The organism is Cupriavidus sp. YR651 (assembly GCF_900101625.1).
Classification (GTDB): Bacteria; Pseudomonadota; Gammaproteobacteria; order Burkholderiales; family Burkholderiaceae; genus Cupriavidus.
This window is the reverse complement of the sequence record NZ_FMYZ01000015.1, coordinates 23,973-46,894: the sequence shown is the minus strand read 5'-3', so window position 1 is coordinate 46,894 and position 22,922 is coordinate 23,973. Positions and strand designations below refer to the sequence as shown.

The 22,922-nt window shown below is 66.8% G+C and carries 24 protein-coding genes; 18 read left to right on the top strand and 6 right to left on the bottom strand.

Features of this window, described 5'->3' with window-relative positions; all coding sequences use genetic code 11:
- The first annotated feature begins 10 nt into the window (after window positions 1-10).
- The 3 genes from BLR29_RS27355 to BLR29_RS27345 are packed head-to-tail and all read left to right on the top strand — an operon-like array spanning window position 11 to window position 2,161.
- Window positions 11-487, top strand: coding sequence for a glycine zipper domain-containing protein (locus BLR29_RS27355; RefSeq protein ID WP_092141732.1), 477 nt, complete (start codon window positions 11-13; stop codon window positions 485-487).
- Window positions 488-508: 21 nt separating this feature from the next.
- Window positions 509-1,096, top strand: coding sequence for a hypothetical protein (locus BLR29_RS27350; protein WP_092141729.1), 588 nt, complete (start codon window positions 509-511; stop codon window positions 1,094-1,096).
- Window positions 1,097-1,141: 45 nt separating this feature from the next.
- Window positions 1,142-2,161, top strand: a complete 1,020-nt coding sequence (locus tag BLR29_RS27345; protein WP_092141726.1) for a hypothetical protein — start codon at window positions 1,142-1,144, stop codon at window positions 2,159-2,161.
- Between the two features lie 61 nt (window positions 2,162-2,222).
- Here BLR29_RS27345 and BLR29_RS32580 read toward each other — a convergent pair whose 3' ends face one another.
- Window positions 2,223-2,792 carry a hypothetical protein gene (locus BLR29_RS32580; protein WP_176861075.1) on the bottom strand — a complete coding sequence of 190 codons (570 nt, stop codon included), beginning with the start codon at window positions 2,790-2,792 and terminating at the stop codon, window positions 2,223-2,225.
- Window positions 2,793-2,803: 11 nt separating this feature from the next.
- Window positions 2,804-3,619, bottom strand: a complete 816-nt coding sequence (locus BLR29_RS27335) for a DUF2092 domain-containing protein (protein WP_092141723.1) — start codon at window positions 3,617-3,619, stop codon at window positions 2,804-2,806.
- Between the two features lie 331 nt (window positions 3,620-3,950).
- Between BLR29_RS27335 and BLR29_RS27330 the strand changes: the two genes are divergently transcribed.
- The 4 genes from BLR29_RS27330 (at window position 3,951) to BLR29_RS27315 (ending at window position 7,703) form a co-directional block, all read left to right on the top strand.
- Window positions 3,951-5,153 carry a cytochrome P450 gene (locus tag BLR29_RS27330; RefSeq protein ID WP_092141720.1) on the top strand — a complete coding sequence of 401 codons (1,203 nt, stop codon included), beginning with the start codon at window positions 3,951-3,953 and terminating at the stop codon, window positions 5,151-5,153.
- 137 nt (window positions 5,154-5,290) lie between these two features.
- Window positions 5,291-5,647 carry an antibiotic biosynthesis monooxygenase family protein gene (locus BLR29_RS27325; protein WP_092141717.1) on the top strand — a complete coding sequence of 119 codons (357 nt, stop codon included), beginning with the start codon at window positions 5,291-5,293 and terminating at the stop codon, window positions 5,645-5,647.
- A gap of 80 nt (window positions 5,648-5,727) precedes the next feature.
- Window positions 5,728-6,483 (top strand): sulfite exporter TauE/SafE family protein, encoded by a 756-nt coding sequence (locus tag BLR29_RS27320; RefSeq protein WP_092141714.1) that lies wholly within the window; start codon window positions 5,728-5,730, stop codon window positions 6,481-6,483.
- A gap of 104 nt (window positions 6,484-6,587) precedes the next feature.
- Window positions 6,588-7,703, top strand: coding sequence for an extracellular catalytic domain type 1 short-chain-length polyhydroxyalkanoate depolymerase (locus BLR29_RS27315; protein ID WP_092141711.1), 1,116 nt, complete (start codon window positions 6,588-6,590; stop codon window positions 7,701-7,703).
- A gap of 113 nt (window positions 7,704-7,816) precedes the next feature.
- On the opposite strand, the gene paaX is transcribed toward BLR29_RS27315, so the two are convergent.
- Window positions 7,817-8,755 (bottom strand): phenylacetic acid degradation operon negative regulatory protein PaaX, encoded by a 939-nt coding sequence (paaX, locus tag BLR29_RS27310; protein WP_092141708.1) that lies wholly within the window; start codon window positions 8,753-8,755, stop codon window positions 7,817-7,819.
- Between the two features lie 128 nt (window positions 8,756-8,883).
- Here paaX and paaA point away from each other — a divergent pair, with 128 nt between their 5' ends.
- The 9 genes from paaA to BLR29_RS27265 all read left to right on the top strand — a co-directional run bounded on the left by paaA (window position 8,884) and on the right by BLR29_RS27265 (window position 17,885).
- Complete coding sequence (gene paaA, locus BLR29_RS27305) at window positions 8,884-9,879, top strand: 1,2-phenylacetyl-CoA epoxidase subunit PaaA (protein ID WP_092141705.1); 996 nt, start codon at window positions 8,884-8,886, stop codon at window positions 9,877-9,879.
- Window positions 9,880-9,936: 57 nt separating this feature from the next.
- Window positions 9,937-10,218 (top strand): 1,2-phenylacetyl-CoA epoxidase subunit PaaB, encoded by a 282-nt coding sequence (gene paaB, locus BLR29_RS27300; protein ID WP_092141702.1) that lies wholly within the window; start codon window positions 9,937-9,939, stop codon window positions 10,216-10,218.
- A gap of 20 nt (window positions 10,219-10,238) precedes the next feature.
- Entirely contained in the window at window positions 10,239-10,991 is a 753-nt protein-coding gene (gene paaC, locus BLR29_RS27295) for a 1,2-phenylacetyl-CoA epoxidase subunit PaaC (RefSeq protein ID WP_092141940.1), read from the top strand.
- 5 nt (window positions 10,992-10,996) lie between these two features.
- Window positions 10,997-11,512: a 1,2-phenylacetyl-CoA epoxidase subunit PaaD gene (paaD, locus tag BLR29_RS27290; RefSeq protein WP_092141937.1), complete on the top strand. Its 516-nt coding sequence runs from the start codon at window positions 10,997-10,999 to the stop codon at window positions 11,510-11,512.
- Between the two features lie 30 nt (window positions 11,513-11,542).
- Complete coding sequence (gene paaE, locus BLR29_RS27285) at window positions 11,543-12,619, top strand: 1,2-phenylacetyl-CoA epoxidase subunit PaaE (RefSeq protein ID WP_092141700.1); 1,077 nt, start codon at window positions 11,543-11,545, stop codon at window positions 12,617-12,619.
- A 68-nt stretch (window positions 12,620-12,687) separates the two neighbouring features.
- Window positions 12,688-14,352, top strand: a complete 1,665-nt coding sequence (paaN, locus tag BLR29_RS27280; protein ID WP_092141697.1) for a phenylacetic acid degradation protein PaaN — start codon at window positions 12,688-12,690, stop codon at window positions 14,350-14,352.
- 77 nt (window positions 14,353-14,429) lie between these two features.
- The gene (gene paaK, locus BLR29_RS27275) at window positions 14,430-15,779 is read left to right on the top strand and encodes a phenylacetate--CoA ligase PaaK (RefSeq protein WP_092141694.1); all 1,350 of its coding nucleotides are present in this window, start codon (window positions 14,430-14,432) and stop codon (window positions 15,777-15,779) included.
- 136 nt (window positions 15,780-15,915) lie between these two features.
- Window positions 15,916-16,224, top strand: a complete 309-nt coding sequence (locus BLR29_RS27270; RefSeq protein WP_092141691.1) for a DUF485 domain-containing protein — start codon at window positions 15,916-15,918, stop codon at window positions 16,222-16,224.
- Entirely contained in the window at window positions 16,221-17,885 is a 1,665-nt protein-coding gene (locus BLR29_RS27265; RefSeq protein WP_092141688.1) for a cation acetate symporter, read from the top strand. The genes BLR29_RS27270 and BLR29_RS27265 overlap by 4 nt, the downstream gene beginning before the upstream one ends.
- Window positions 17,886-17,930: 45 nt before the next feature.
- On the opposite strand, the gene BLR29_RS27260 is transcribed toward BLR29_RS27265, so the two are convergent.
- A complete protein-coding gene (locus BLR29_RS27260) occupies window positions 17,931-18,233 on the bottom strand; it encodes a 2Fe-2S iron-sulfur cluster-binding protein (RefSeq protein ID WP_092141685.1) in 303 nt (100 codons plus the stop codon).
- A 1-nt stretch (window position 18,234) separates the two neighbouring features.
- Entirely contained in the window at window positions 18,235-18,849 is a 615-nt protein-coding gene (locus BLR29_RS27255) for an IMPACT family protein (RefSeq protein WP_092141934.1), read from the bottom strand.
- A 334-nt stretch (window positions 18,850-19,183) separates the two neighbouring features.
- On the opposite strand from BLR29_RS27255, the gene BLR29_RS27250 reads away from it, so the two are divergent.
- Window positions 19,184-21,169 carry a PhoX family protein gene (locus tag BLR29_RS27250; protein WP_092141682.1) on the top strand — a complete coding sequence of 662 codons (1,986 nt, stop codon included), beginning with the start codon at window positions 19,184-19,186 and terminating at the stop codon, window positions 21,167-21,169.
- A gap of 146 nt (window positions 21,170-21,315) precedes the next feature.
- Entirely contained in the window at window positions 21,316-21,933 is a 618-nt protein-coding gene (locus BLR29_RS27245) for a DUF938 domain-containing protein (RefSeq protein WP_092141679.1), read from the top strand.
- 22 nt (window positions 21,934-21,955) lie between these two features.
- Here the strand turns inward: BLR29_RS27245 and BLR29_RS27240 are convergent, their stop codons facing one another.
- Window positions 21,956-22,903 carry a LysR family transcriptional regulator gene (locus tag BLR29_RS27240; RefSeq protein WP_092141676.1) on the bottom strand — a complete coding sequence of 316 codons (948 nt, stop codon included), beginning with the start codon at window positions 22,901-22,903 and terminating at the stop codon, window positions 21,956-21,958.
- Between the last annotated feature and the right edge of the window lie 19 nt (window positions 22,904-22,922).

Sequence of the window (22,922 nt, the reverse complement as noted above, 5' to 3'; positions counted from 1 at the left end):
GGTAATCATCATGACGACATTGACCATGCGGCGTGCGGCCATCGCGATAGCGATGATGGTCTCGCTTGGCGCCGCCGCGCAATCGAAGCCCATTCCTTATCCCGCCAAGGGGCAGAGCGCGCAGCAGCAGCAAAAGGACGACGGCTATTGCTATTCGTGGGCCAAGACCAATACCGGGATCGACCCGGCGGCGGTGGCTGCGGCGCCGCCGCCGGGGCCCTCCGGCCCGGCCGTTGGCGGCGGCGAACGGGTGGGGGGTGCCGCGCGAGGCGCACTCGGTGGCGCGGTGATCGGTGGCATTGCTGGGGATGCCGGCAAGGGCGCGGCCGCCGGTGCGGCGGTCGGCACGATGGCGGGCGGCGCCCGGGCGCGCCAGAACCAGCGCAATGCGCAGGCATCGGGACAAGCCCAGACGCAGAACGCCATGAGCACCTACTACCGCGCGTATTCGGCATGTATGGAAGGACGCGGCTACACCATCAAATAATGGGTGAATGAAGGAGAAAACATGATCAGGAAGACGATGATTGTCGTGGCCGCGATGGCAGCCTTCGCAGGCCCGGCCGTGGCGCAGCCCGAGGTGCAGACGAATGTGTCCCGCACACCTGACCAGACGACCGTGACTGGCGTGGCGAAGGTGACCGCGACGATTACGGCGATCGATGCCGCGTCGCGCAAGGTCACGCTGAAGACGAAGGCCGGCAAGGTGAGGGACCTCGTGGTGGGTGAGGACGTGCGGAACTTCGACCAGCTGAAGGTGGGCGATATCGTCACCATCGAGTACAAGGAGGCGCTCACCGTCAGCCTCAAGAAGGGCAGCGGGCCGCCCTCGATGCAGGAGCGCGAGAGCGCGGACCGCGCCGCGCCGGGGGCAAAGCCCGGTGGCACGGTGGGGCGTGAAGTCACCGTGGTGGCGGACGTCGTCGCGGTGAACAAGGAAGCGCAGATCGTCACCGTCAAGGGGCCCAAGGGGCGCGTCCTGGACCTGATGGTGGAAGACCCCGAGCAGATGAAGAACGTGAAGAAGGGGGACCGGGTCCAGGCGGTCTACACGGAAGCGCTTGCCGTGTCCGTGCAACCCGGCCCGGCCAAGTAGGACAGGACGAGCCAGCAACCGGGCGCGAAGGCCACAGGCCGCTTCATGAGTATTGTGAACTGGCTGCGCCGGCGCACGTCCCGGCCGCCTGTGCATGAGCGCCGCGACCTCGATGAGATCGTCGAGCGGATGACGGCGCTCAACCCGCGTCTGCGGCTGGTCTCCGGCTACCAGAAGAAGTTGGCGCCGCAAGCCGGCGCAGCGCTGGACTACGTCGGCAAGGTGGTCGCGGACCTGCCCGCGGCGCGCGAGGCGAATCGGGCAGCCTGGGCGACGGACCCCTGCATCCGCGCCTTCTTCGCGACCGCCGAGGATGTGGAGACCACGATCAGCCGGTCGGCGGACTTGCGCGCATTCTTCGACTCGGCGCCGCTTGCCGAGGAAGCCTACGCGGTGCTTGGCATGGCGATGTCGGAGCGGCAGACGCTGGGCACCGCGCTTGAGAATGGCGTGATGCGCGCGGACGTGCCGCTGACGACGATCAGCTTCGGCGACCATCAGGTGCGAATCTGTGCGGGGACGGAAGCGGATCTGCGTCAGGAGATCCTGCGGCGCGCACTCGATCAGCTGGCGGTGCAGGGGATCGCGAAGATCGCGGGAAAGCTGTCGAGGCGCGATGTGCTCAAGCGCGAGATCGTCCTGCTCAAGACACGCCTGCGGCTGCTGGAGACACAGGGAAAAGGGATGTCCTCGGTGGTCGGCGGCGGGAGCGCGCCGGACCCCGGCGAACTGTCGAAGCTCAATGCCCAGATCCAGGAGAACGATGACGAACTGGCGCGTCTGGCCGTGACCACGGGCACGCTGGATCGCCAGCTCGACATCCTGGGTGGCGTCATCGCCGACGCGAAATCGCACTTGCGCGTGAAGTCCCGCCGGATGCGGCTCACCCGGATGAACGTCTTGTTGCCTCCCGACGCGACTGGCGAGGGGGACGAGATCGACGTGGCGTCCGCGCGGATTCCCGGTGATCCGCCGATGGTCCGCGCATTCGCGCTGATACGCTTTCCGCGGTCGGCGTTGGTTCCCGCAGCAAATCTGCTCGATATGGCCGAGCGATTCCTCTAAGACGGGGCGACCGCCGCAACGGTGCCCCGCTCATATCGCTGATCTTCCTGCGTATCTTCCGTCAGTAGGGCGCGTTGACCACCACGTATTGCGATCCCTGTGGCTGATACCAGGTGGCGCCGCACTGCTGGTAGACCATGCCGGCGTAGTTGACGGGGACGCACCCTGGCGGGACGGTGCGGACCATGGAGCCGACGATGGCCGACGTCACGGCAACGGTGGCGGTGACGGCGGCGGCCGTGGCCACCGGATGGTAGTCATTGTCCCAGCCACCGTGACAGCAGCCCCCGCCCTCGACGTTCACGTTGACGTTGCGGTTCGAATTGACGTTGACGTTCCGGTTGGAATTGACGCTGTTGACGCTGGTGTTGCGGACATTGTTGGTCCGCGCGTCCGCGTGGCTGTTGTCGATCTGGCGGCCTCCGCCACCCGTTGCGGCCGCGCGTCCGCCGCCACCACCGCCACCGCCGCCACCGCCGCCCGTAGCGGCTGCGCGTCCACCCCCTCCGCCCGCGTGTCCACCACCACCGCCACCACCGCGTGCGGCTTCAGCCATGGGGGCCCAGCCGTAGGTCGCCAGAACGAGCGCGCTCAACAGGACCAGGAGCGACTTGCCGAATCCGTATTTCATGGCGATCTCCTTTACCGGGTCTTCAGCGGAACGAACTCAGCCATCTTGGCGTCCTTCGGCGGCGTGAAGCTGAACGTCGAATCCTTGAACGCGGGATTCAGGTTCCACTTGAGCAGGGTGACAGATTGCGGACGCGCCTCGTCACCGCGATTGGTAATCACCAGCTTGCGTGGCAGCGGCTTGCTGCCGGCGGCGATCCAGATCTGCCAGTCGAACTGGCCCTGGCGGAACGCGTAGTGATCGCACAGTTCGCCGTTGATGATGTCCTGTCCGGCATTCATCGCCGACTCGATATTGTTGAGCGGCGCGGCAGGCGTGCCGAAGAGGAACAGATCGGCGGTGGGAATCTCGACGCCATACCGTTCCTCCAGCCGATTGACCAGCCCGGCGAGGTTATCGCTGAACTCGGCCTTCGAATAGTATTTCTGCGCAGGCGTATAGAGGGTCACCGTCTTGCCGTCGTAGAAGAGATCGCGCTGGGAGCGGGCGCTGCGCATCTGGGCCCGCAGCTTGTTCGGGCGATCGACGTCGAGCTCGGAACTGGCCGTGTGCTGCAGCTTCTGACCGTCGGTCAGGACCCGCTCGCCGGACAGTTCGATCGATACATGGAAGCGCTTCAGCGATTGCAGATAGGTGCCCATGGTCTTGAGCGCCTGAATCGCGGCCGGGTCGACGGCATTGGCGTCGGGCTGTGCCGGCGCCGGAGCCGCCGCCGAAGCCGGAGCGGCGGCCTTCGCTGCCGGCGGGGGCGCCGACGCCTTCGGAGCGGGGCTGCTGCATGCCACCAGCGACATCGCCAGCAGGCTCAACGCCAGTATTCGTACCATGGTGATCTCCCAGAGTCATGACAACCCAGGCGGCGCCGTGCGAAGGGCGCATGCGACGGGCACCGCCTTGCCGTGGTGTGTCGAGTTTCGACCACAAGCCGCACCCTGCCAAGGCGAACTGACTAATTTGAATGGGCGTATCGAAATCGCTTAAATCTCAACCGGCGGCGGCGTCCGCTGCACAGGGGATGCGCGCTGTCATGGGGCGTTCGGGGTCCCTGACAAGGCAGCAAAGATCGTCGCGCGCACATTCCATTGTTCACGTCGCGGTGAAACTTCGGGCTCATGCGGCATAGCACACTGCACGCATCCCGGAATCTCACGACACGCCATGCTCCCCATCGACCCGATTGCCGCTGTCACGCATGCCGACCCCTATCCCTATTACCGGGATCTGGCACGGCAGCATCCGTTCCATCGCCATGACGCACTCGGACTCTGGGTGGCCGCGAGCGCGCAGGCCGTGGAGGAAGTTCTCAATCATCCCGATTGCCGTGTCCGGCCCCCTGCGCAGCCCGTGCCGCCCGCACTCGCCGGGAATGTTGCTGGCGAACTGTTCGGGCGCCTGGTCCGTATGAACGATGGCGTCAATCATGCGTCGCTGAAGACGATCCTGCTGCGGCAGATGGCCGGCATCGATCTGGGCGCCGCACGCACGAGAGCCCGCACGCTGGCGGCGGGCCTGCCGCGCGTCGACAGCGATGACGGGCATGAGGCCAATCGCTGGATGTTCACCCTGCCGGTGCTGACCGTGGCCGACCTGCTGGGCCTGCCGTTGGAGCGCGATGGAGACGGCCACGTGTCGACGCGCGTCGCCGGATTCGTGACGACCTTTGCCGCGGCGATGTCGCCGCTGGCGACGCCCGCCGATGTGGAGGCCGGCGTGGCCGCGGCCCGCTGGCTGACGCAATGGGTGGGCGAGCATGCCGCCGGGGCGTCGTCCGATGGCCTGCTTCACGCGATGCTGGCGGTGGCGGGCGAAGCCGATATCGATCCGGCCGTGCTGACCGCCAACGCCATCGGGCTGATGATTCAGGCGTGCGAGGCCACGGCGGGGCTGGTGGGCAATACGCTCGTGCGGCTGGGCCGGGAGGGCGGGCCGGAAGTCGGGCGGGATGGCGGGCATGAAGGCCGGCTGGAAGTCGAACGAGACGCGGGCCTGGGTAATCTCGATGCCTTGGTCGCCGACGTTGCCCGCACCGATCCGCCCGTCCAGAACACGCGACGCTTCCTGGCGGCGGATGCCACGCTGTGCGGGGTGCCGGTGAAGGCCGGAGACGCCGTGCTGGTGCTGCTGGCGGCCGCATCGCACGACCCCGATGCGGTGAGCCACGCCACCCGCCATGCCACTCCCGCCGGCAAGCCGTGGACCTTCGGCACCGGCCGGCACGGCTGCCCGGGCGATGCACTCGCGCAGGTGCTGGCCGCCTGCACGGTTGAGAGACTGCTGCAGCGCGGCGTGCAACCTGCGCGCCTGCTGGGTACGCTCCGCTACCGCCCGTCCATGAACGCGCGTATTCCGCAATTCGAATAAGAGGCACTATCAAAAAGATTCTGGCGTCGTTGCGCGGCCTTGCCGTACCACTTGTACTGTCTGCGGCCGCGCGCCTAGCCAGAACCGCTGTCGCTTCATTTTGATAGCGCCTCTAACAGAGACCATGGAGCCCCCGCATGATCGCAGTGATTTTTGAAGTCGAACCCGCACAGGGCCGGCAGGATACGTATCTCGATATCGCCGCCCATCTGAAGCCGACGCTGGAGCAGATCGACGGTTTTATCTCGGTGGAGCGCTTTCAGAGCCTGACCACGCCGGGCAAGCTGCTGTCGCTCTCGTTCTTTCGCGACGAGGCGGCCGTCATTGCGTGGCGCAACACGCTCGATCACCGCCAGGCGCAGGCGGCGGGGCGCGGCGGCGTGTTTGCCAACTACCGGTTGCGCGTTGCGCAGGTGCTGCGCGACTACGGCCTCAACGAGCGCGCCGAAGCGCCGGCCGACAGCCGCGCGGCGCACGACGCGGCCGGGCATTAAGTTCGGGCCTCAGGTTCGAGCATTAGGTTCGGGCATTCAGCCCGGCCACCGAGTGCGTTCATTGCATTGGAGAAGAGAGCATGTCGACGTTCCACGCCGGCCAGGAGATCGTTTTCATCGGCCTGACCTTCCTGCTGGCCGGATTTGTGAAAGGGGTGGTCGGGCTGGGCCTGCCCACGGTGGCGGTGGGCCTGCTTGGGCTCGTGATGCCGCCGGTGCAGGCCGCCGCGCTGCTGGTGGCGCCATCGATGGTCACCAACGTGGTCCAGCTTTTTGGCGGGCCGCGTTTCGGGCAACTGCTGCGGCGGCTGTGGCCGATGCTGGTGGCGATCTGCGCGGGCACCTGGCTGTGTGCCGCGCTGGTGCCGGCGAAGATGATGGATCACGCGACCAACGCGCTCGGCGTGGCGCTGATCGTCTACGCCATCATGGGGCTGGCCGCCGTCAGGCTGACCGTGCCGCCGCGCATGGAAGGCTGGATGGCGCCGCTGGCCGGGCTGGTCACCGGGGCCATCACCGCCGTGACCGGCGTGTTCGTGATCCCGGCCGTGCCTTACCTGCAGGGTCTCGGCCTCGACAAGGAAAGCATGGTCCAGGCGCTCGGGTTGTCCTTCACGGTGTCCACGATCGCGCTGGCCGTGAGCCTGGCGCTGGGCGGCGCGCTGCTGCACACGCCGGTGCTGGGCGCCTCCGCGCTGGCGCTGGTGCCGGCGCTCGGCGGCATGTTCATCGGCCAGTGGCTGCGCCACCGGATCAGCGCCGACCGTTTCCGCCGCCTGTTCTTCTGCGGCCTGCTGTTGCTCGGTGCCGATCTGGCGCTGCGCGGCGCCTTCTGACAAGCCCTGCCATGAAAACCTGACACAATCGCCCGCGATACTGGTGCAAGATCGCGACGGTGGCACCTTGCCACGGAGCACCGGTTACGAAAGGGCGATGCGGGATGAAGCGGCGCACGGGCAGTACCAAACTGTGGACTACGCTGGGCAAGCAGGCGGCGCGCAGCGCCAGGCGTCTGCAGCGCTCGGTGACGGATTCCGTCCTGCGTACGGCCAAGGAGCAAGGCCGCGCGGTCAGCAAGGCGATGGGCCGCGCCATGAGCAAGGCAGCGCAGCAGGCCCTGACCGGTGTGGTCACGCCCGCGCGGGCGCCGGTCAGCAAGGGCGGCGCCTTCTGGGAGGAAGGCTTGTGGGGCTTCGGCCTCGGGATCGGGTCCCTCGGCCAGCGCCGCTACCGGATCTTCGTGCCGCCCGGCGTCAGCGCCGCGCGCCCGGCGCCGCTGCTGGTGCTGCTGCATGGCTGCGGGCAGGACGCCGCCAGCTTTGCCGCCAGCACCCGCGTGGCGACGATCGCGCGGGATGCCCGCTGGGTCGTGCTGATGCCCGAGCAATCGGTGCAGGCCAATGCCCAGCGTTGCTGGAACTGGTTCCGGCCCGGCGCACATGGCGCATCGGAGGCGGCGTTGCTGATGTCAATGATCGACCATGTCTGCCGGCGCTATGCGATCGTCGGCGAGCGCGTCTGCGCGCTGGGTTTGTCGGCAGGCGGCGCGATGGCGATGATGCTCGGCCTGCGCTATCCGGATCGCTTTGCCGCCGTGGGGTCCCATTCCGGCGCGGTGCCCTACAGCGCCACCAACGCCGCACAGGCGCCGCGCGCCATGCGCGGCGAGCGCTCGCCGGACCCGGTGGCGGCCCGGCTGGCGCTGGCCGGCCGCAGGCCGCCACCGTTGCTGCTGCTCCACGGTGACGACGATACGGTGGTGAGCTACGACAACGCCACCACGGCGGCCGCCATGTGGCTGGACCTGCTGCCACCGGGCAGCCCGGCGCCCGAGGCGTTGCCACCCCGGCGCGTACGGCGCGGCGCGCGGCGCGCGGTGGACGTGTTCGACTGGCAGGCCGGCGTCCGCCCATTCCTGCGGCTGGTGAAGATCGAAGGGCTGCGCCACGCGTGGAGCGGTGGCGCGCCGGGGCAGGCATTCTCGGACCCCACCGGGCCCGATGCGCTCAAGATCGCGCTGCGGTTTTTTTCCGTGAACGGCCGCGCCACGGACTGAGGGTCAGGCGGCCTGGATCGAAAGTCCGTTCCAGGTGCGAATTCGGACGCTGGCGATTGCGCGAAGTCGGTCGTACAGTGGTGCACGCCAGGCCGGTTGGACTGGCCCGCCAGTCAAGGCACCGCCTGCGGGCCGGCCCCAAAACGCTCGCGCAAGATCTGGCTCGCGTCCAACAGCGAACCGTCCGCCACCTCCACCACGCGGTGCAGATAGTCTTCGCTCGGGCCGACCAGGGCCATGTACAGCGTACGGCTCAGTTCTCGCGCCGTGCGACCCGGCCAATCCTGCGGCAGCAACGCCTCGGGCAGGTTGGGATCGCGCAGCAGTACGCGCCGATACTCATGCACGAGCAGCGTGCGCACGAAGAACGCATCCACCGGGGCCAATCCTGCAGCGTCTTCGACGAGTGGAGAAAACCGTCGCACCAGCGCCCCCCATGCGGTGGCCACGTCACCCAGCTTGAAGGTCTGGTGCATCAACACCTGCAGCGGCCGGATCGAGAACCCCTCGAGGCCGTGGGCCTCCATTACCGCTACATATTCCTGCGCGTGCGCTGCCAGGACGATCTCGCGTAGCGAGGCGAGGTCCGCATTGGGATGCGCCAGCACCCCTGGTGCGATGGCGCCGAAACCTTCCCACAGCAACTCGCGCCGCAGCTTCTGGCGGATCGTGGCGCGTACGTCGCCGCGCACCATCACCAGTGTCCAGTTGCCATCCCATTCGGCGGCTTCGCCGGAATAAATGCGCTTGCCGGCATGCAGCACACGCTGCAGTCCCGTCGTGGAAAGCCCGTAGTAGCTGCGGCGCCCGATTCGGGTTGCGCTTAGCCAGTCGTCAGCGGTCAGGCGGAAGGTGGCGGTGCGCACCAGACGGTCATTGATGCCGAATGGCGCCGCCAGCCGGATCAGGCTGCCCAGCCAGACCGCCTGCGGACGCGGGGCCACCACATCGCCGAACAGCGTCACCAGCATCGAGTTGGCGCCCAGCTTCAGGCCGCGCGCGAGTCGCGCGATGCGGGGGGAGACGGTTTCGGTGTCAGTGGCGGGCGTCATAGGGTTCCTGAAAGTGATACACAAACGCCGGTTGATTGAATCAAATTGTATCACTACCATCGGTTTCAACTTACGAGATTGATGCAGATCAACCCCCGGGTTGAGACGCAAAAAAAGCGGAGCACACGATGTACGCACAGCTGGTGGAGACGGGAGCAACGAGGCTCCGCACGATGGAAGAGATGGCGCCGCAGGAGCGAGAGTTCCAGGCGCGTGTGGACGCCGGCATCAAGATCGAGGCCAAGGACTGGATGCCCGAGGCCTACCGCAAGACCCTGATCCGCCAGATCTCGCAACATGCACATTCGGAGATCGTGGGCCAGCTGCCCGAAGGCAATTGGGTCACCCGCGCGCCGACGCTGGAACGCAAGGCTGTGTTGCTGGCGAAGATCCAGGACGAGGCCGGCCACGGGCTCTATCTCTACAGTGCCGCCGAAACGCTCGGCGTTTCGCGTGACCAGATGTTGGGTGACCTGCATGTGGGCAAGGCCAAGTACTCCAGCATCTTCAATTATCCGACGCTCACGTGGGCCGATATTGGCGCGATAGGCTGGCTGGTGGACGGCTCGGCCATCATCAACCAGGTGCCACTGTGCCGCAGCTCGTTCGGCCCTTATGCGCGTGCCATGGTGCGCGTGTGCAAGGAGGAATCGTTCCACCAGCGCCAGGGCTACGACATCATGATGGCGCTTTGCAGCGGCACGCCGGAGCAGAAGCAGATGGCGCAGGATGCGCTGAATCGCTGGTGGTGGCCTGCGCTGATGATGTTCGGCCCATCCGATGGCGATTCGCCCAACAGCGCGCAGTCCATGCAATGGCGTATCAAGCTGTTTTCCAACGACGAGTTGCGCCAGAAGATGGTCGACCAGACCGTGCCGCAGGCCGAGTACCTGGGCCTGACCATCCCCGATCCCGCGTTGAGCTGGAACGAGGAGCGTGGCCACTACGACTTCGGCGAGATCGACTGGTCCGAGTTCTACGACGTCATCCAGGGCAACGGGCCCTGCAACCGTGACCGTCTGCGCACGCGTGTGAAGGCATGGGATGACGGCGCGTGGTTCCGCGATGGACTGGTGGCCCACGCCGACAAGCAGGTCCTGCACTCTGAACAGGCTGCCGCCTGATCCTTCGCGGCGCATCGCGCCGCTCCCCCTCGAAAACGCATTGCACAGGAGGTTGCCATGAAAGAGTGGCCGCTTTGGGAGATCTTTATCCGCAGCCAGCACGGCCTGGCCCACAAGCACGTGGGCAGCCTGCACGCGCCCGACGGCGCAATGGCGATCAATAACGCCCGCGACGTCTACACGCGCCGCAACGAAGGCGTCAGTGTCTGGGTGGTGAAGGCCGACGATGTGATGGCCAGCAGCCCGGGCGACAAGGGCCCGCTGTTCGAGCCGGCCAACAGCAAGGTCTACCGGCACCCGACGTTCTTTCCGATGCCGGAAGCCGTCAAGCACATCTGATCCCGATGCCAGACATTGCCATGAATGACCACAAGCTCGAATACCTGCTGCGCCTGGGAGACTCCACGCTGGTGCTCGGCCAGCGCCTGTCGGAATGGTGCGGCCGTGGCCCGGCGCTGGAAGAAGACATCGCGCTGACCAACGTCGCGCTCGACCTGATCGGCCAGACCCGCCTGTGGCTGGGCTATGCGGCCGAAGTGAAGGGGGCGGGCGGCACCGCCGACCAGCTCGCCTTTCTGCGCGACGCGCACCAGTTCCGCAATCTGCTGCTGGTGGAGCAGCGCAACGGCAGCTATGCCGATACGCTGGCGCGGCAATTCCTGTTCGATTCCTGGCATTACTTCCTGCTGGAAGGGCTGCAGCGCTCCATGGATGCGCGCATTGCCGAGATCGCCGCCAAGTCGCTCAAGGAAGTGACCTACCACGTGCGCCGCAGCGGCGACCTGATGGTGCGCCTGGGCGATGGCACGGGAGAAAGCCACCGCCGCATGCAGGACGCCATCGACGACCTGTGGATGTACACCGGCGAGCTGTTCGAGGCCGATGAGGTCGAGGCCGCGCTGGCGCTCGACGGCATCGTTCCCGATCCGACTACGCTGGCCGCGCCGTGGCAGCAACATGTCGCCGAAGTGCTGGAGGCAGCGACGCTGCGCCTGCCCTCGGGTACGTGGTCGCAAAGTGGCGGCCGCCATGGCCGCCATACCGAACACCTTGGCTACCTGCTGGCCGAGATGCAAGTCCTGCAGCGCGCCCATCCCGGCGCACAGTGGTGAACGCCATGACCGTGCAAGCGTTGTCCCGCGCGGACGTGAAACAGGTGTGGGCCTGGCTCGACGCGGTACCGGACCCCGAGATCCCGGTGATCTCGGTGGTGGACCTGGGCATCGTGCGCGACGTGGCATGGGTGGACGACGCCTGCGTCATCACCCTCACGCCCACGTACTCGGGCTGCCCGGCGATGACCGTGATCCGCGAGGACATCGAACGCACGCTGCTGGCGCGAGGCGTCGACCAGGTGCGCGTGCAGACGCGGCTGGCGCCGGCCTGGACCACCGACTGGATGACGCCGCGCGGCAAGGACAGTTTGCGCGGCTACGGGATCGCACCGCCTGCGCAGCAGGTGATCGACATCAGCGGCATCGGCCGCAAGGCGTCACAGGCGCCGGTGTTGGTCTGCCCGCACTGCGGCTCCCGCCACACACGGCTGGTCAGCCAGTTTGGCTCCACCGCTTGCAAGGCCCTGTATCGCTGCGGCGACTGCAAGGAGCCGTTCGACTACTTCAAGGCGCATTGACCCGCATCGGGCAGCGAAAGAGATGGCGATATGAGCAAATTCCATGATCTGACCGTAGCCTCGGTCACGCGAGAAACCCGCGACGCGGTGGCGGTGACCTTTGCCGTGCCGGAAGACCTGGCCCACACCTATCGATACATGCAGGGCCAGCACCTGACGCTGCGCACCGATATCGATGGCGAAGACGTGCGCAGGTCTTACTCGATCTGCTCCGCGGTGCAGGACGAGCAGTTGCGCGTGGCGATCAAGCGCGTCGACGGTGGCCTGTTTTCCAACTGGGCCAATGAGCACCTGGCGCCGGGCATGACGCTGCAAGTGATGCCGCCGTCCGGCAACTTCCACGTACCGCTGTCCGCCGCCAACGCGAAGCACTATGTGGCATTCGCCGCCGGCAGCGGCATCACGCCGATGCTGTCGCTCATCAAGACCACGCTGCATGCCGAGCCCGACAGCCGCTTTACGCTCATCTATGGCAACCGCGCCTCGTCGTCCGTGTTGTTCAAGGAAGAGCTGGAAGACCTGAAGGATACCTACCTGCGGCGCTTCAACCTGGTGTTCGTGCTCAGCCGCGAGCAGCTCGACATCGACTTGTTCAACGGCCGTCTCGACGGCGACAAGGTCAACGCGCTGCTCAGGCACTGGATCCGTCCGCAGGACATCGACGTGGCCTTCATCTGCGGCCCGCATTCGATGATGGAGGAAGTCTCCCAGGCGCTGGTCGCCGGCGGCGTGAGCCAGCACCACATCAAGCGCGAGCTGTTTGCCACCAGCATCCCGTCCGCCCGGCCAGCGGCGCGTGCCCACAACAAAGTCGGCCGGCAGCAGTGCGAGGTCACGGTGATCCAGGACGGTCGCACACGGTCTTTCACGCTGGAGAAGCAAAAGGAATCGGTGCTGGACGCCGCGCTGGCGCAGGGCATCGAGCTGCCGTACTCCTGCAAGGGCGGCGTTTGCTCGACCTGCCGCTGCAAGCGCATCGAAGGCGAGGTCGACATGGACATCAATTTCGCGCTGGAAGACTACGAGGTGGCGCGCGGCTTCATCCTGAGCTGCCAGAGCTATGCCATCAGCGACAAGCTGGTGCTCGATTTCGACCAGGAAACCTGAGGCGGCCCCTGCCCCGTTCGCTGCCAGCCTCAGACACCAAGAATTCAATTCGCCCCCCGGAGCAACTCGTGTCCCATCCCTTTTTCGAGCGCCACCAGGCGCTGCTGGACCAAGCCACCCAAGCCATCGCCGAACGCGGCTACTGGAGTCCCTTCACGGAAATGCCCAGCCCCCGGGCCTATGGCGAAACGGCGAATGCCGATGGCAAGGCCGCCTTCGAGGCGCGGCTGAACCGGCCGTTCGCGCTGACCCAGCCAGGGGTTATCGGGCAGGCTGGCAAGGAAGTCTCGCCCTACGGCCAGGCACTGGGCATCACCTATCCGAAGCCCGATCTCGACCAGCTCTTTGCCGGCGTGGCGGAGGGCATGCCCGCGTGGCGCAAGGCGGGTCCGGAAGCGTGGGTCGGCGTGTCGCTGGAAATCCTGCAGCGCCTGAACCGCCGCAGCTTCGAGATTGCCTATGCGGTCATGCACACCACGGGGCAGGCCTTCATGATGGCCTTCCAGGCCGGTGGCCCGCATGCGCAGGATCGCGGGCTGGAAGCCGTGGCCTACGCCTGGGACGAGATGCGCCGGATTCCGAAGCGCGCCATCTGGGAAAAGCCGCAGGGCAAGAACGAACCGCTGCGCATGGAGAAGCGTTACGCCGTGGTGCCGCGCGGCGTGGGCCTGGTCATCGGCTGCTGCACGTTCCCGACCTGGAATGGTTACCCGGGGCTGTTCGCCAGCCTCGCCACCGGCAACGCGGTGGTGGTCAAACCGCACCCGGGCGCGATCCTGCCGCTGGCGATCACCGTGGAAGTGGCGCGCGAGGTGCTGCAGGAAGCGGGTTTCGATCCGAATCTGGTCACGCTCGTGGCCAATGATCCGACCGAACGCATGGCGTCGCAGCTGGCGCTGCGCCCCGAAGTGCGCCTGATCGATTTCACCGGCAGCACCGCCAATGGTGACTGGCTGGAGCGCAATGCGCATCAGGCGCAGGTCTACACGGAGAAGGCCGGCGTCAACCAGATCGTCATCGACTCCACCAGCGACTTCAAGGGCATGGTGCGCAATATCGCGCTGTCGCTGTCGCTGTATTCAGGCCAGATGTGCACGGCGCCACAGAATATCTATGTGCCGAAGGATGGCATCGATACGCCGGAAGGCCATCTGGGCTTCGACCAGGTTGCCGCCGCGATCGGCGAGGCGGTGACTCGCCTTACGGGCGACCCGGCGAAGGCCGTCGAGCTGTTGGGGGCCATTCAGAACGATGGCGTGGTGGCGCGCATCGAGGCGTCGCGCGCGCTGGGCGAGATCGTCGCCGACAGCCGCGTGCTGGAGCACCCGGAATTTCCCGGCGCGCGCATCCGCACGCCGCTGGTGTTGAAAGTGGATGCCAGCGACGAAGGCAAGATCATGCAGGAGTTGTTCGGCCCGATTTCCTTCGTGGTTGCCACCGACAGTACCGCCCACAGCATCGCGCTGGCCCATCGCGGCGCCAGGGATCACGGCGCGCTGACGCTGTCCGCCTACACCACCGACGCCGGCGTGACGGAGGCGATCCGTGACGCCGCCGAGGATGCGGGCGTGGCGCTGTCGCTGAACCTGACCAGCGGCGTGTTCGTCAACCAGTCGGCGGCGTTCAGCGACTTCCATGCCTCCGGCGCCAACCCCGCGGCGAATGCCTCGCTGTCGGATGCCGCCTTCGTCGCCAACCGCTTCCGCGTGGTGCAAAGCCGCTCGCATATCTGATGTGTTGCCAGTGGCCGTAGTACGCCAGTGCGGGCTTCCCACGCATGCGGCGCAATCATAATGAGATGGAGTAGACAATGGTCCAACGTATCCCCACCCCCAACGAGCTGGAGCCGATCGAGCGCGCCAGCCGTGACGAATTGCAGGCCCTGCAGCTGCAGCGGCTGAAATGGAGCGTGGGCCATGCCTACGCCAACGTGCCGCACTACCGCAAGGCGTTCGACGCGGCAGGGGTACATCCGGACGACCTGAAGTCGCTCGCCGACCTGTCGAAGTTCCCGTTCCTGACCAAGCAGACGTTGCGCGACAACTATCCCTTCGGCATGTTCGCGGTGCCGCGCGAGAAGGTGGCGCGTGTGCATGCATCCAGCGGCACGACTGGCAAGCCGACCGTCGTCGGCTACACGGCGAAGGACATCGACACCTGGGCCAGCGTGGTGGCACGCTCCATCCGCGCCGCCGGCGGCCGCCCCGGCGACCTGGTCCACGTCAGCTATGGCTACGGCCTGTTCACCGGAGGCCTGGGCGCTCACTATGGCGCGGAGAAGGCCGGTTGCACGGTGATCCCGATGTCCGGCGGCCAGACGGAGAAGCAGGTGCAACTGATCCGCGAGTTCCAGCCCGACATCATCATGGTGACGCCGTCGTACATGCTGAACCTGATCGAGGAAATGGAACGGCAGGGCATGGACCCGACCGAGAGCTCGCTGAAGGTTGGCATCTTTGGCGCCGAGCCGTGGACCGATGCGATGCGGGCCGAGATCGAGGCGCGTGCGGGGATCGATGCGGTGGACATCTACGGCCTGTCGGAGGTGATGGGCCCGGGCGTGGCCAGCGAATGCGTCGAGAGCAAGGACGGCCCAGTGATCTGGGAAGACCACTTCTACGCCGAGATCATCGACCCGGTGACCGGCGAGGTATTGCCCGATGGCGAGGAAGGCGAGCTGGTCTTCACCTCGCTGACCAAGGAGGCACTGCCTGTGATCCGCTACCGCACCCGTGACCTGACGCGCCTGCTGCCGCCGACCTCGCGGTCGATGCGGCGGCTCGGCAAGATCACCGGCCGCTCGGACGACATGCTGATCATCCGTGGCGTGAACGTATTTCCATCGCAGATCGAGGAGCTGATCCTCAAGGTACCTGCGCTGGCGCCGCAGTACCAGCTGGTGGTGACCCGCGACGGTCACCTGGACAAGCTGGAGGTGCGCGTCGAGGCGCGGCCCGAACGCTCGGTCTCGCTGTCGGACGATGACCGTGCGGGGCTGGAGCGTGAGCTGAAGGAGCGGATCAAGACCTATGTGGGCGTGACGACGCGTGTGCAGGTGGTGCCCGCGGACGGTATCGAGCGCACGGTCGTCGGCAAGGCGCGGCGCGTGGTGGACATGCGCCCGAAGATCACGCACGAGCAGCCGGTCGGCGCCATCTGACGCACCGACTGACGCGCCGATTTACGCACCAATCAGCCCTCTCGCAAGCACGAGAGGGCGCCATTCACCTTGATCCACTTGCGATGGCGGCCACCCAGAGCCGCCACGCCAGGCCTTTGCGCCAAAGGAGACCATCATGGACGCGCGACAACTGGAATCCATCCAGAATCACCCCGATTTCATCCGGCTGACCAGCGGGCGGGCTCGCCTCGGCTGGTCGTTGACGGTGGCGATGCTGGCCATCTACTTCGGGTTCATCCTGCTGCTGGCATTCTCGCCGTCCACGCTCGGCACGCCGGTCGGATCAGGCGTGATGACGGTGGGCATCCCCATTGGGGTGGCAGTGATCTTCACGGCCGTGCTGCTGACCGCGATCTACGTGCACCGCGCCAATCGTGACCTCGACCCGCTCAACGAGCGCGTGCGCAAGGAGTGCAAAGCATGAAGCCCGTACACCATCTGCTGTCCGCCGCTGTCCTCGGCCTCGCGGGCACCGCCGCCATGGCGGCGCCCGCCATCCAGGGCGACACCACGCCGCAGCCATTGAACTGGAGCGCCATCGCGATGTTCCTGCTGTTCGTGGTCTTCACGCTCGGAATCACGCGATGGGCCGCACGGCGCACGCGTTCGGCGTCGGACTTCTATGCGGCCGGCGGCGGCCTCACCGGTTTCCAGAACGGGCTGGCGATTGCCGGCGACATGGTATCCGCGGCATCCTTCCTCGGTATTTCCGCGATGATGTTCGACAAGGGCTATGACGGGCTGATCTACGCGCTGGGCGTGGTGGCAGGATGGCCAATCATCCTCTTCATCGTCGCCGAACGGCTGCGCAACCTGGGCCGCTATACCTTCGCCGATGTGGTCTCGTACCGCCTGGCCCAGAAACCGGTGCGCATCACCGCCGCCTTTGGCACGCTGACCGTGGTCATCATGTACCTGGTGGCGCAGATGGTGGGCGCCGGCAAACTGATCGAGCTGCTCTTTGGCACGAGTTACGAATCGGCCGTGGTCATTGTCGGCGTACTGATGGTGCTTTACGTCATGTTCGGCGGCATGCTGGCCACCACCTGGGTGCAGATCATCAAGGCGGTGCTGCTGCTGGGTGGCGTCACCTTCATGGCGGTGATGGTGCTGGCCCATTTCGGCTACAGCCCGGAAGCCATGTTCGCGGGGGCGGCGAAGGTGCACGAGAAAGGGCTGGCGATCCTGTCCCCAGGCGGGCTGGTGTCCAATCCCATCGACGCGATTTCGCTGGGCGTGGGCATGATTTTCGGCACGGCCGGCCTGCCGCATATCCTGATGCGCTTCTTCACCGTGGCAAACGCGAAGGAAGCGCGCAAGTCCGTGCTTTATGCCACCGGCTTCATCGGTTACTTCTACGTGTTGATCCTGGTGGTGGGCTTCGGCGCGATCGTGATGGTAGGGGGCGATACGGCCTATCGCGACGCGGCCGGAAAGATCATTGGAGGCAGCAACATGGTGGCAGTGCACCTGGCGCATGCGATCGGCGGGAATCTTTTCTTCGGCTTCATCTCGGCGGTGGCGTTCGCAACCATCCTGGCCGTGGTGGCCGGGCTGGCGCTCTCGGGGGCATCGGCGGTCTCCCACGACCTGTACGCCAACGTGTTTCGCAGCGGCCAGGCCAGCGAGAAAGACGAGATCCGCGTCTCCAAGGCTGCCACGCTGGTCATCGGGCTGCTGGCGATGGTGCTGGGCGTGATGTTCGAGAAGCAGAACATCGCCTTCTTGTCCGGGTTGGTGCTTGCGATTGCGGCCTCGGTCAATTTCCCGGTGCTGTTCCTGTCGATGTTCTGGAAGGGGCTGACCACGCGCGGTGCGGTGGCGGGCAGCCTGGCCGGGCTGGTGTCGGCAGTGGCGCTGCTGGTGCTCGGCCCGACCGTCTGGGTGGGGATCCTGCATCATGGCAAGGCGATCTTCCCCTATGCCAATCCGGCGCTGTTCTCGATGACCCTGGCCTTCGCCTGCGCCTGGCTGGTATCGGTACTGGACCGATCCGCGCAGGCGCGCACCGAACGCCTGCGCTACGGTGCGCAGTTCGTGCGGGCGATGACCGGCATTGGCGCGGCCGGGGCCAGCCAGCACTAGCCATTCAGGATGGGGTGGTGGCTGGCCGGGTCTGGCCGGCTGACATCAGGGCATGCCCACCGGTTCGAACGTGACGTCGCTGGTCGGGCAGGCCACGCAGGGCAGGATAAAACCGTCGTCCTTCTCGTCGGGGCTCAGGCCGGGCCATTCGATCCGGTAGCGCACGGTGCCCGCGTGGAGCTTGCTGATGCAGGCGCGGCAGGTGCCGTTGCGGCAGGAGCTTGGCAGGCGTATGCCTTCGAGCAGCGCGGCTTCCAGCAGGCTCAGCGACGCCGGCGCGGCAAAGCACGTCTCGCCGGGCAGGATGCGGGCGCTGTACGCCGTGTCGTCATCGTGCGGATCGGCCATCTCAGGTCTCCGCGTCGGGGGCGTCGGGAAACTGCGCGCGGCCATGCGTGGCGTCGCGCAGCGTGTCGATGGCCTGCGCGCGCAGCGTGGCCGGCAGCCGGATCACCAGCCGGGCCAGCGCGTCGTAGTGCGTATCGGCCAGCGTGCAGCCTTCGCCCGCCGACTGGTCCAGCCAGCGGCGCACGCGGGGCTCGTCGGCGTAGTCGACATCGACGGTCAGCGTGGCATAGGTGATCCGCTCCACGCGTTCGGCATCTTTCAGCGCGCCGGCGATGGCATCGGTATAGGCGCGCACCAGACCGCCCGCGCCCAGCTTGATGCCGCCGTAGTAGCGCACCACCGCGGCCAGCACCCCGTCCAGGTCGTGATGGCGCAGCACCTCCAGGATCGGGCGCCCGGCGGTGCCGGAGGGCTCGCCGTCGTCCGACATGCCCGACTGCCCGCCCGCCAGCAGGGCCCAGCACACGTGCGTGGCGGTGGGGTGTTGCGTACGCAGGTCCTGGACGACGGCCATGGCCGCATCGCGATCCGGCACCGGCACGGCCAGCGCGATGAAGCGGCTCTTGCGGATTTCGATGTCGGCGTGGACGGGAGCGGCGAGGGTATAAGTGGGCAAGGCGGCGAAATTGGGCAAAAACGCGCGGCGCGGGCGGCGCCGGCGGCACCGGTCGGTCAAAGCTGGCGGTGCAGGAGGGCGAGTGTAGCGCAGCCCGGCGCCCCAGCCGGGGTCCGGGGTTTGTGACGGCCTGGAGTAACGTCAACTTGCTGTCACACAAGTGGCTTATGCTCGGCGTCGGACCGGGTTCTCGCTTCATTCCCGTTGCCCGCCAGGAGGCGCTATAAAAATGAAGCGATAGCGGTTCTGGCTAGGCGCGCGGCCGCAGACAGTACAAGTGGTACGGCCAGGCCGCGCAACGACGCCAGAATCATTTTTATAGTGCCTCTTATCCATGACCGATATGCCAGTAGCCGCCCGTCGCCGGGCTTTGAAGATCCTTGGTGGCGCACCGATGCTGCCGCTTGGTACGGCCGCCGCAGGGCTGCTGGGCGGGATGGGGGCGATGGAGGCGGCACTGGCCGCCGCGCCCCGGCGCAAGGCAGGCGCCACATTTGCCGCCGCCGCCTTCAACGGCATGCCGGCCCCCGGGCTCGATACCCCGGCGGCGATGGCGACCACCACGGTCGGATCTTCGCTCAGGGTGTCCTACACCGATGGCAGCGCGCAGGACTTCACGCTGGCGTACCAGCCATTCTTCGTCACGGGCGACATGCTGCCGGACGCCAAGGGCCAGCCGGTGCTGGCAGGTGGGTACTACGACATCCGCAACCAGCCGATCATGGATACCTCGGTGCCCGGCCGCGCGCGTCATTTCTTCTCCGATGGGCCGGACGGCAGCTCGCTGTTGACGCTGCCGCGCGCACGCGTGCCGGGCGTCAAGGGCAACCCCGTCTTTGCGGTCGTGCAGTTCGAGTACACCACGCGCAACCAGGCCAATGCGGAGATGCACGGCATGCTGCCGTCCCCGATCGCCGTCATCACGCTGGATCAGAACCCGAAGACCGGCAAGCTGACGCCGGTGCGCTATCACAACGTGGATACCTCGGGCGTGAACGGGCTGTGGATCACGTGCGGCGCCAGCCTGTCGCCGTGGAATACGCACCTGTCCAGCGAGGAGTACGAGCCGGACGCCACGCGTGCCGCCACCGACAAGAAGCTGCGCGGCTTCAGCCAGAACCTGTATGGCGACGCCGATCGCGCCAACCCGTATCACTATGGCCATCTGCCGGAGGTCACCGTGCATCCGGACGGCACCGGATCGATCCACAAGCACTACTGCCTCGGCCGGATTTCGCATGAACTCGTGCAGGTCATGCCGGACGAGCGCACCGTGCTGATGGGCGATGACGCCACCAACGGCGGCCTGTTCCTGTTCATCGCCGACAAGCCGCGCGACCTCTCCAGCGGCAGGCTCTACGTGGCCCGGTGGCACCAGACATCGGGCACCGGCCCGGGCGCGGCCACGCTGTCCTGGATTCCGCTGGGCAGCGCCAGCAGCGCCGAGATCCGCAAGCTCGTGGATGGCGGCATCAAGGTGGCCGACATCATGGACGTCAAGTGGTCCGATCCGGAAGACGGCAGCTACACGCGCGTGCTCTTTGACGGCAAGCCGAACTGGGTGAAGGTGATGCCCGGCCAGGAAAAGGCGGCGGCCTTCCTGGAGACGCACCGCTACGCGGCGCTGGCTGGCGGCAGCCTGGGCTTTACCAAGATGGAAGGCACTACGGTCAATATCGCCGACAAGAAGGCGTATTCGGCCATCTCGCGCATCGAGACCAGCATGCTGGCGGGCAACGCGGCCAATGCCGGCCATATCCGCGTGGAAGGTCCGTATTCGGGCGCGGTGTACGAGCTGAACCTGCGTGGCGGCCAGTCTGACCAGGCCGGCGCGCGCATCGACAGCGAGTGGGTGCCCGTCGACATGGCGCCGGTGCCGGCGCTGGTGTCGGAGGATCTGGGCGGTGGGCCGAGGAAGGCGCAGGACGCGCTCGGCAACTTCGCCAACCCGGACAAGGTGGCGACGCCGGATAACCTGAAGTTCTCCGAGGCGCTGCGCACGCTGTTTATCGGCGAGGACAGCAACACGCACGTGAACAACTTCCTCTGGGCGTACAACGTCGACACGAAGGTGCTGTCGCGCGTGCTCTCTTGCCCGGCCGGCGCGGAATCCACTGGCCTGCATGCGGTGGACGAGATTCACGGATGGACCTACATCATGAGCAACTTCCAGCATCCGGGCGACTGGGAAGCGGGGCTGCATGACAAGGTCAAGCCGACACTCGATCCGTTGATCCGGGCCAACTACAAGGACCGCTTCGGCGCAGCCGTGGGCTACCTGACGGCCACGCCGTCGAGCATTCGTCTGTCGAAGGGCTGAACGGCGCGGGCCCGCCGCGCCATCTGTGCACAGGCAGCGGGCCTGCTACCCTTGTGGGCGACGCGGCCCGGATGCCGCCATCCGGGCCGCCAATCCGGGGCGCTAATTTGTGCCACCATTCCGGGTTGCATTTCACAGGAGCCCCCATGACCAGCCCGTCCCCCGATCCCTCCGCACGCCGCATGGCACCCGCCACCGATCGCAACCGCGAGGCGATCCTTGCGGTCCTGCGTGATGTGCTGCCGGCGTCCGGCACCGTGCTGGAGATCGCCAGCGGCACCGGCCAGCATGCGGTCCATTTCGCTGCGGCGCTGCCCGGCGTGACATGGCAACCGAGCGATCCGGACGCGACCTCGCGCGAGTCGATCGCCGCGTGGACCGCTCATGCCGGCGTGCCGAACGTCCTGCCGCCGCTGGCAATCGACGTATGCGCCGAGCCGTGGGGGATCGACGGCGTGGCGGCGATGGTCTGCATCAACATGGTTCACATTTCGCCGTGGGCGGCCACCGAGGCGCTGTTCGCAGGCGCCGGCAAGCGGCTCGGGCCGGGCGGGGTGCTTTACCTCTACGGGCCGTATCGCCGCAACGGCGCGCATACGGCGCCGAGCAACGAGGCGTTCGACACGCAACTGCGCGCGGCCGATGCGGAGTGGGGGGTGCGGGATATGGAGGCGGTCATCGCGCTGGGGGCGGCGCAGGGCATGACGTGCGACGCGCCCGTCGCGATGCCGGCCAACAATTTCAGCCTGGTGTTCCGGAAGTAGACGACAAGAGAGCGCGTGCGGGTCAGGTGGCCCCAAGCGGCGCCACGTCCTCGACGGGCGCCCGCTCCGCCGCGCGCCGCAGGCAGTCCAGCATCGTCGCCACCGCGGCGCGCTTGATCCCGTCATCGCGCCAGTACATCGACACCGAACCAAAGCCCGCCAGCCGTAGCGGCACGATCTTCAGCGCGCCCAGTTCCTCCAGCCGTCGCGCGGTCCGGTGCGAGGCCAGGCCGATCATGTCGCTGTTGTTCAGCAGCGTGAGATTCAGCACGGTCGAATTGCTCTCCACGATGTCGGCCGGCAGCGACTGTTCCGCGCTGGCCAGCGCCCCTTCCAGTGCATTGCGGATCGGCGTGCCGCGCGGCCAGACCACCCAGCGATACGCGCGCAGGTCCTGCCACGTGACATCGCCGCGGGTCGCCAGCGGATGCCGTGGCCGCGCGACAAAGTGGATCGGCTCCATGTAGAGCGATTCGGCCCGGATCTGCGGGTCCTGCAGCTCCGGCGCGGAGCGGCCGACCACGATGTCGATCTCGCTGCGCGCGAGCTGGCTCATCAGCCGGTCCATGGTCGTCTCCACCAGCCGTACCTGTGCGCGCGGCTGGCGCTGCAACAGGTGCAGCACCGCCAGCGGCACGGTATCGGCGGACGACGCCCCCGAGGTGCCCACCACCACCAGCCCGCTGCCGCCATCGCGCATGGCCTGCAGGTCGTCGCGCGCGCTGTCGAGCTGGGCTTCGATCCGGCGCGCATGCTCGATCAGCGATTCGCCATACGGCGTCGGCCGCAGGCCCCGCGCCTGGCGCTCGAACAGCGGCAGGCCGATATCGTCCTCGAGATCCTTGAGCCACTTCGACAGCCCCGGCTGCGTCGTATTGAGCAGCGTGGCCGACTGGCTCATGTTGCCGGTCTCCGCCAGGCTCAGCAGCATCTGAAGATTGCGCAGCCTGAGCCGCTGGGTCCAGTCCATTGCGTTCCACCTATACCGT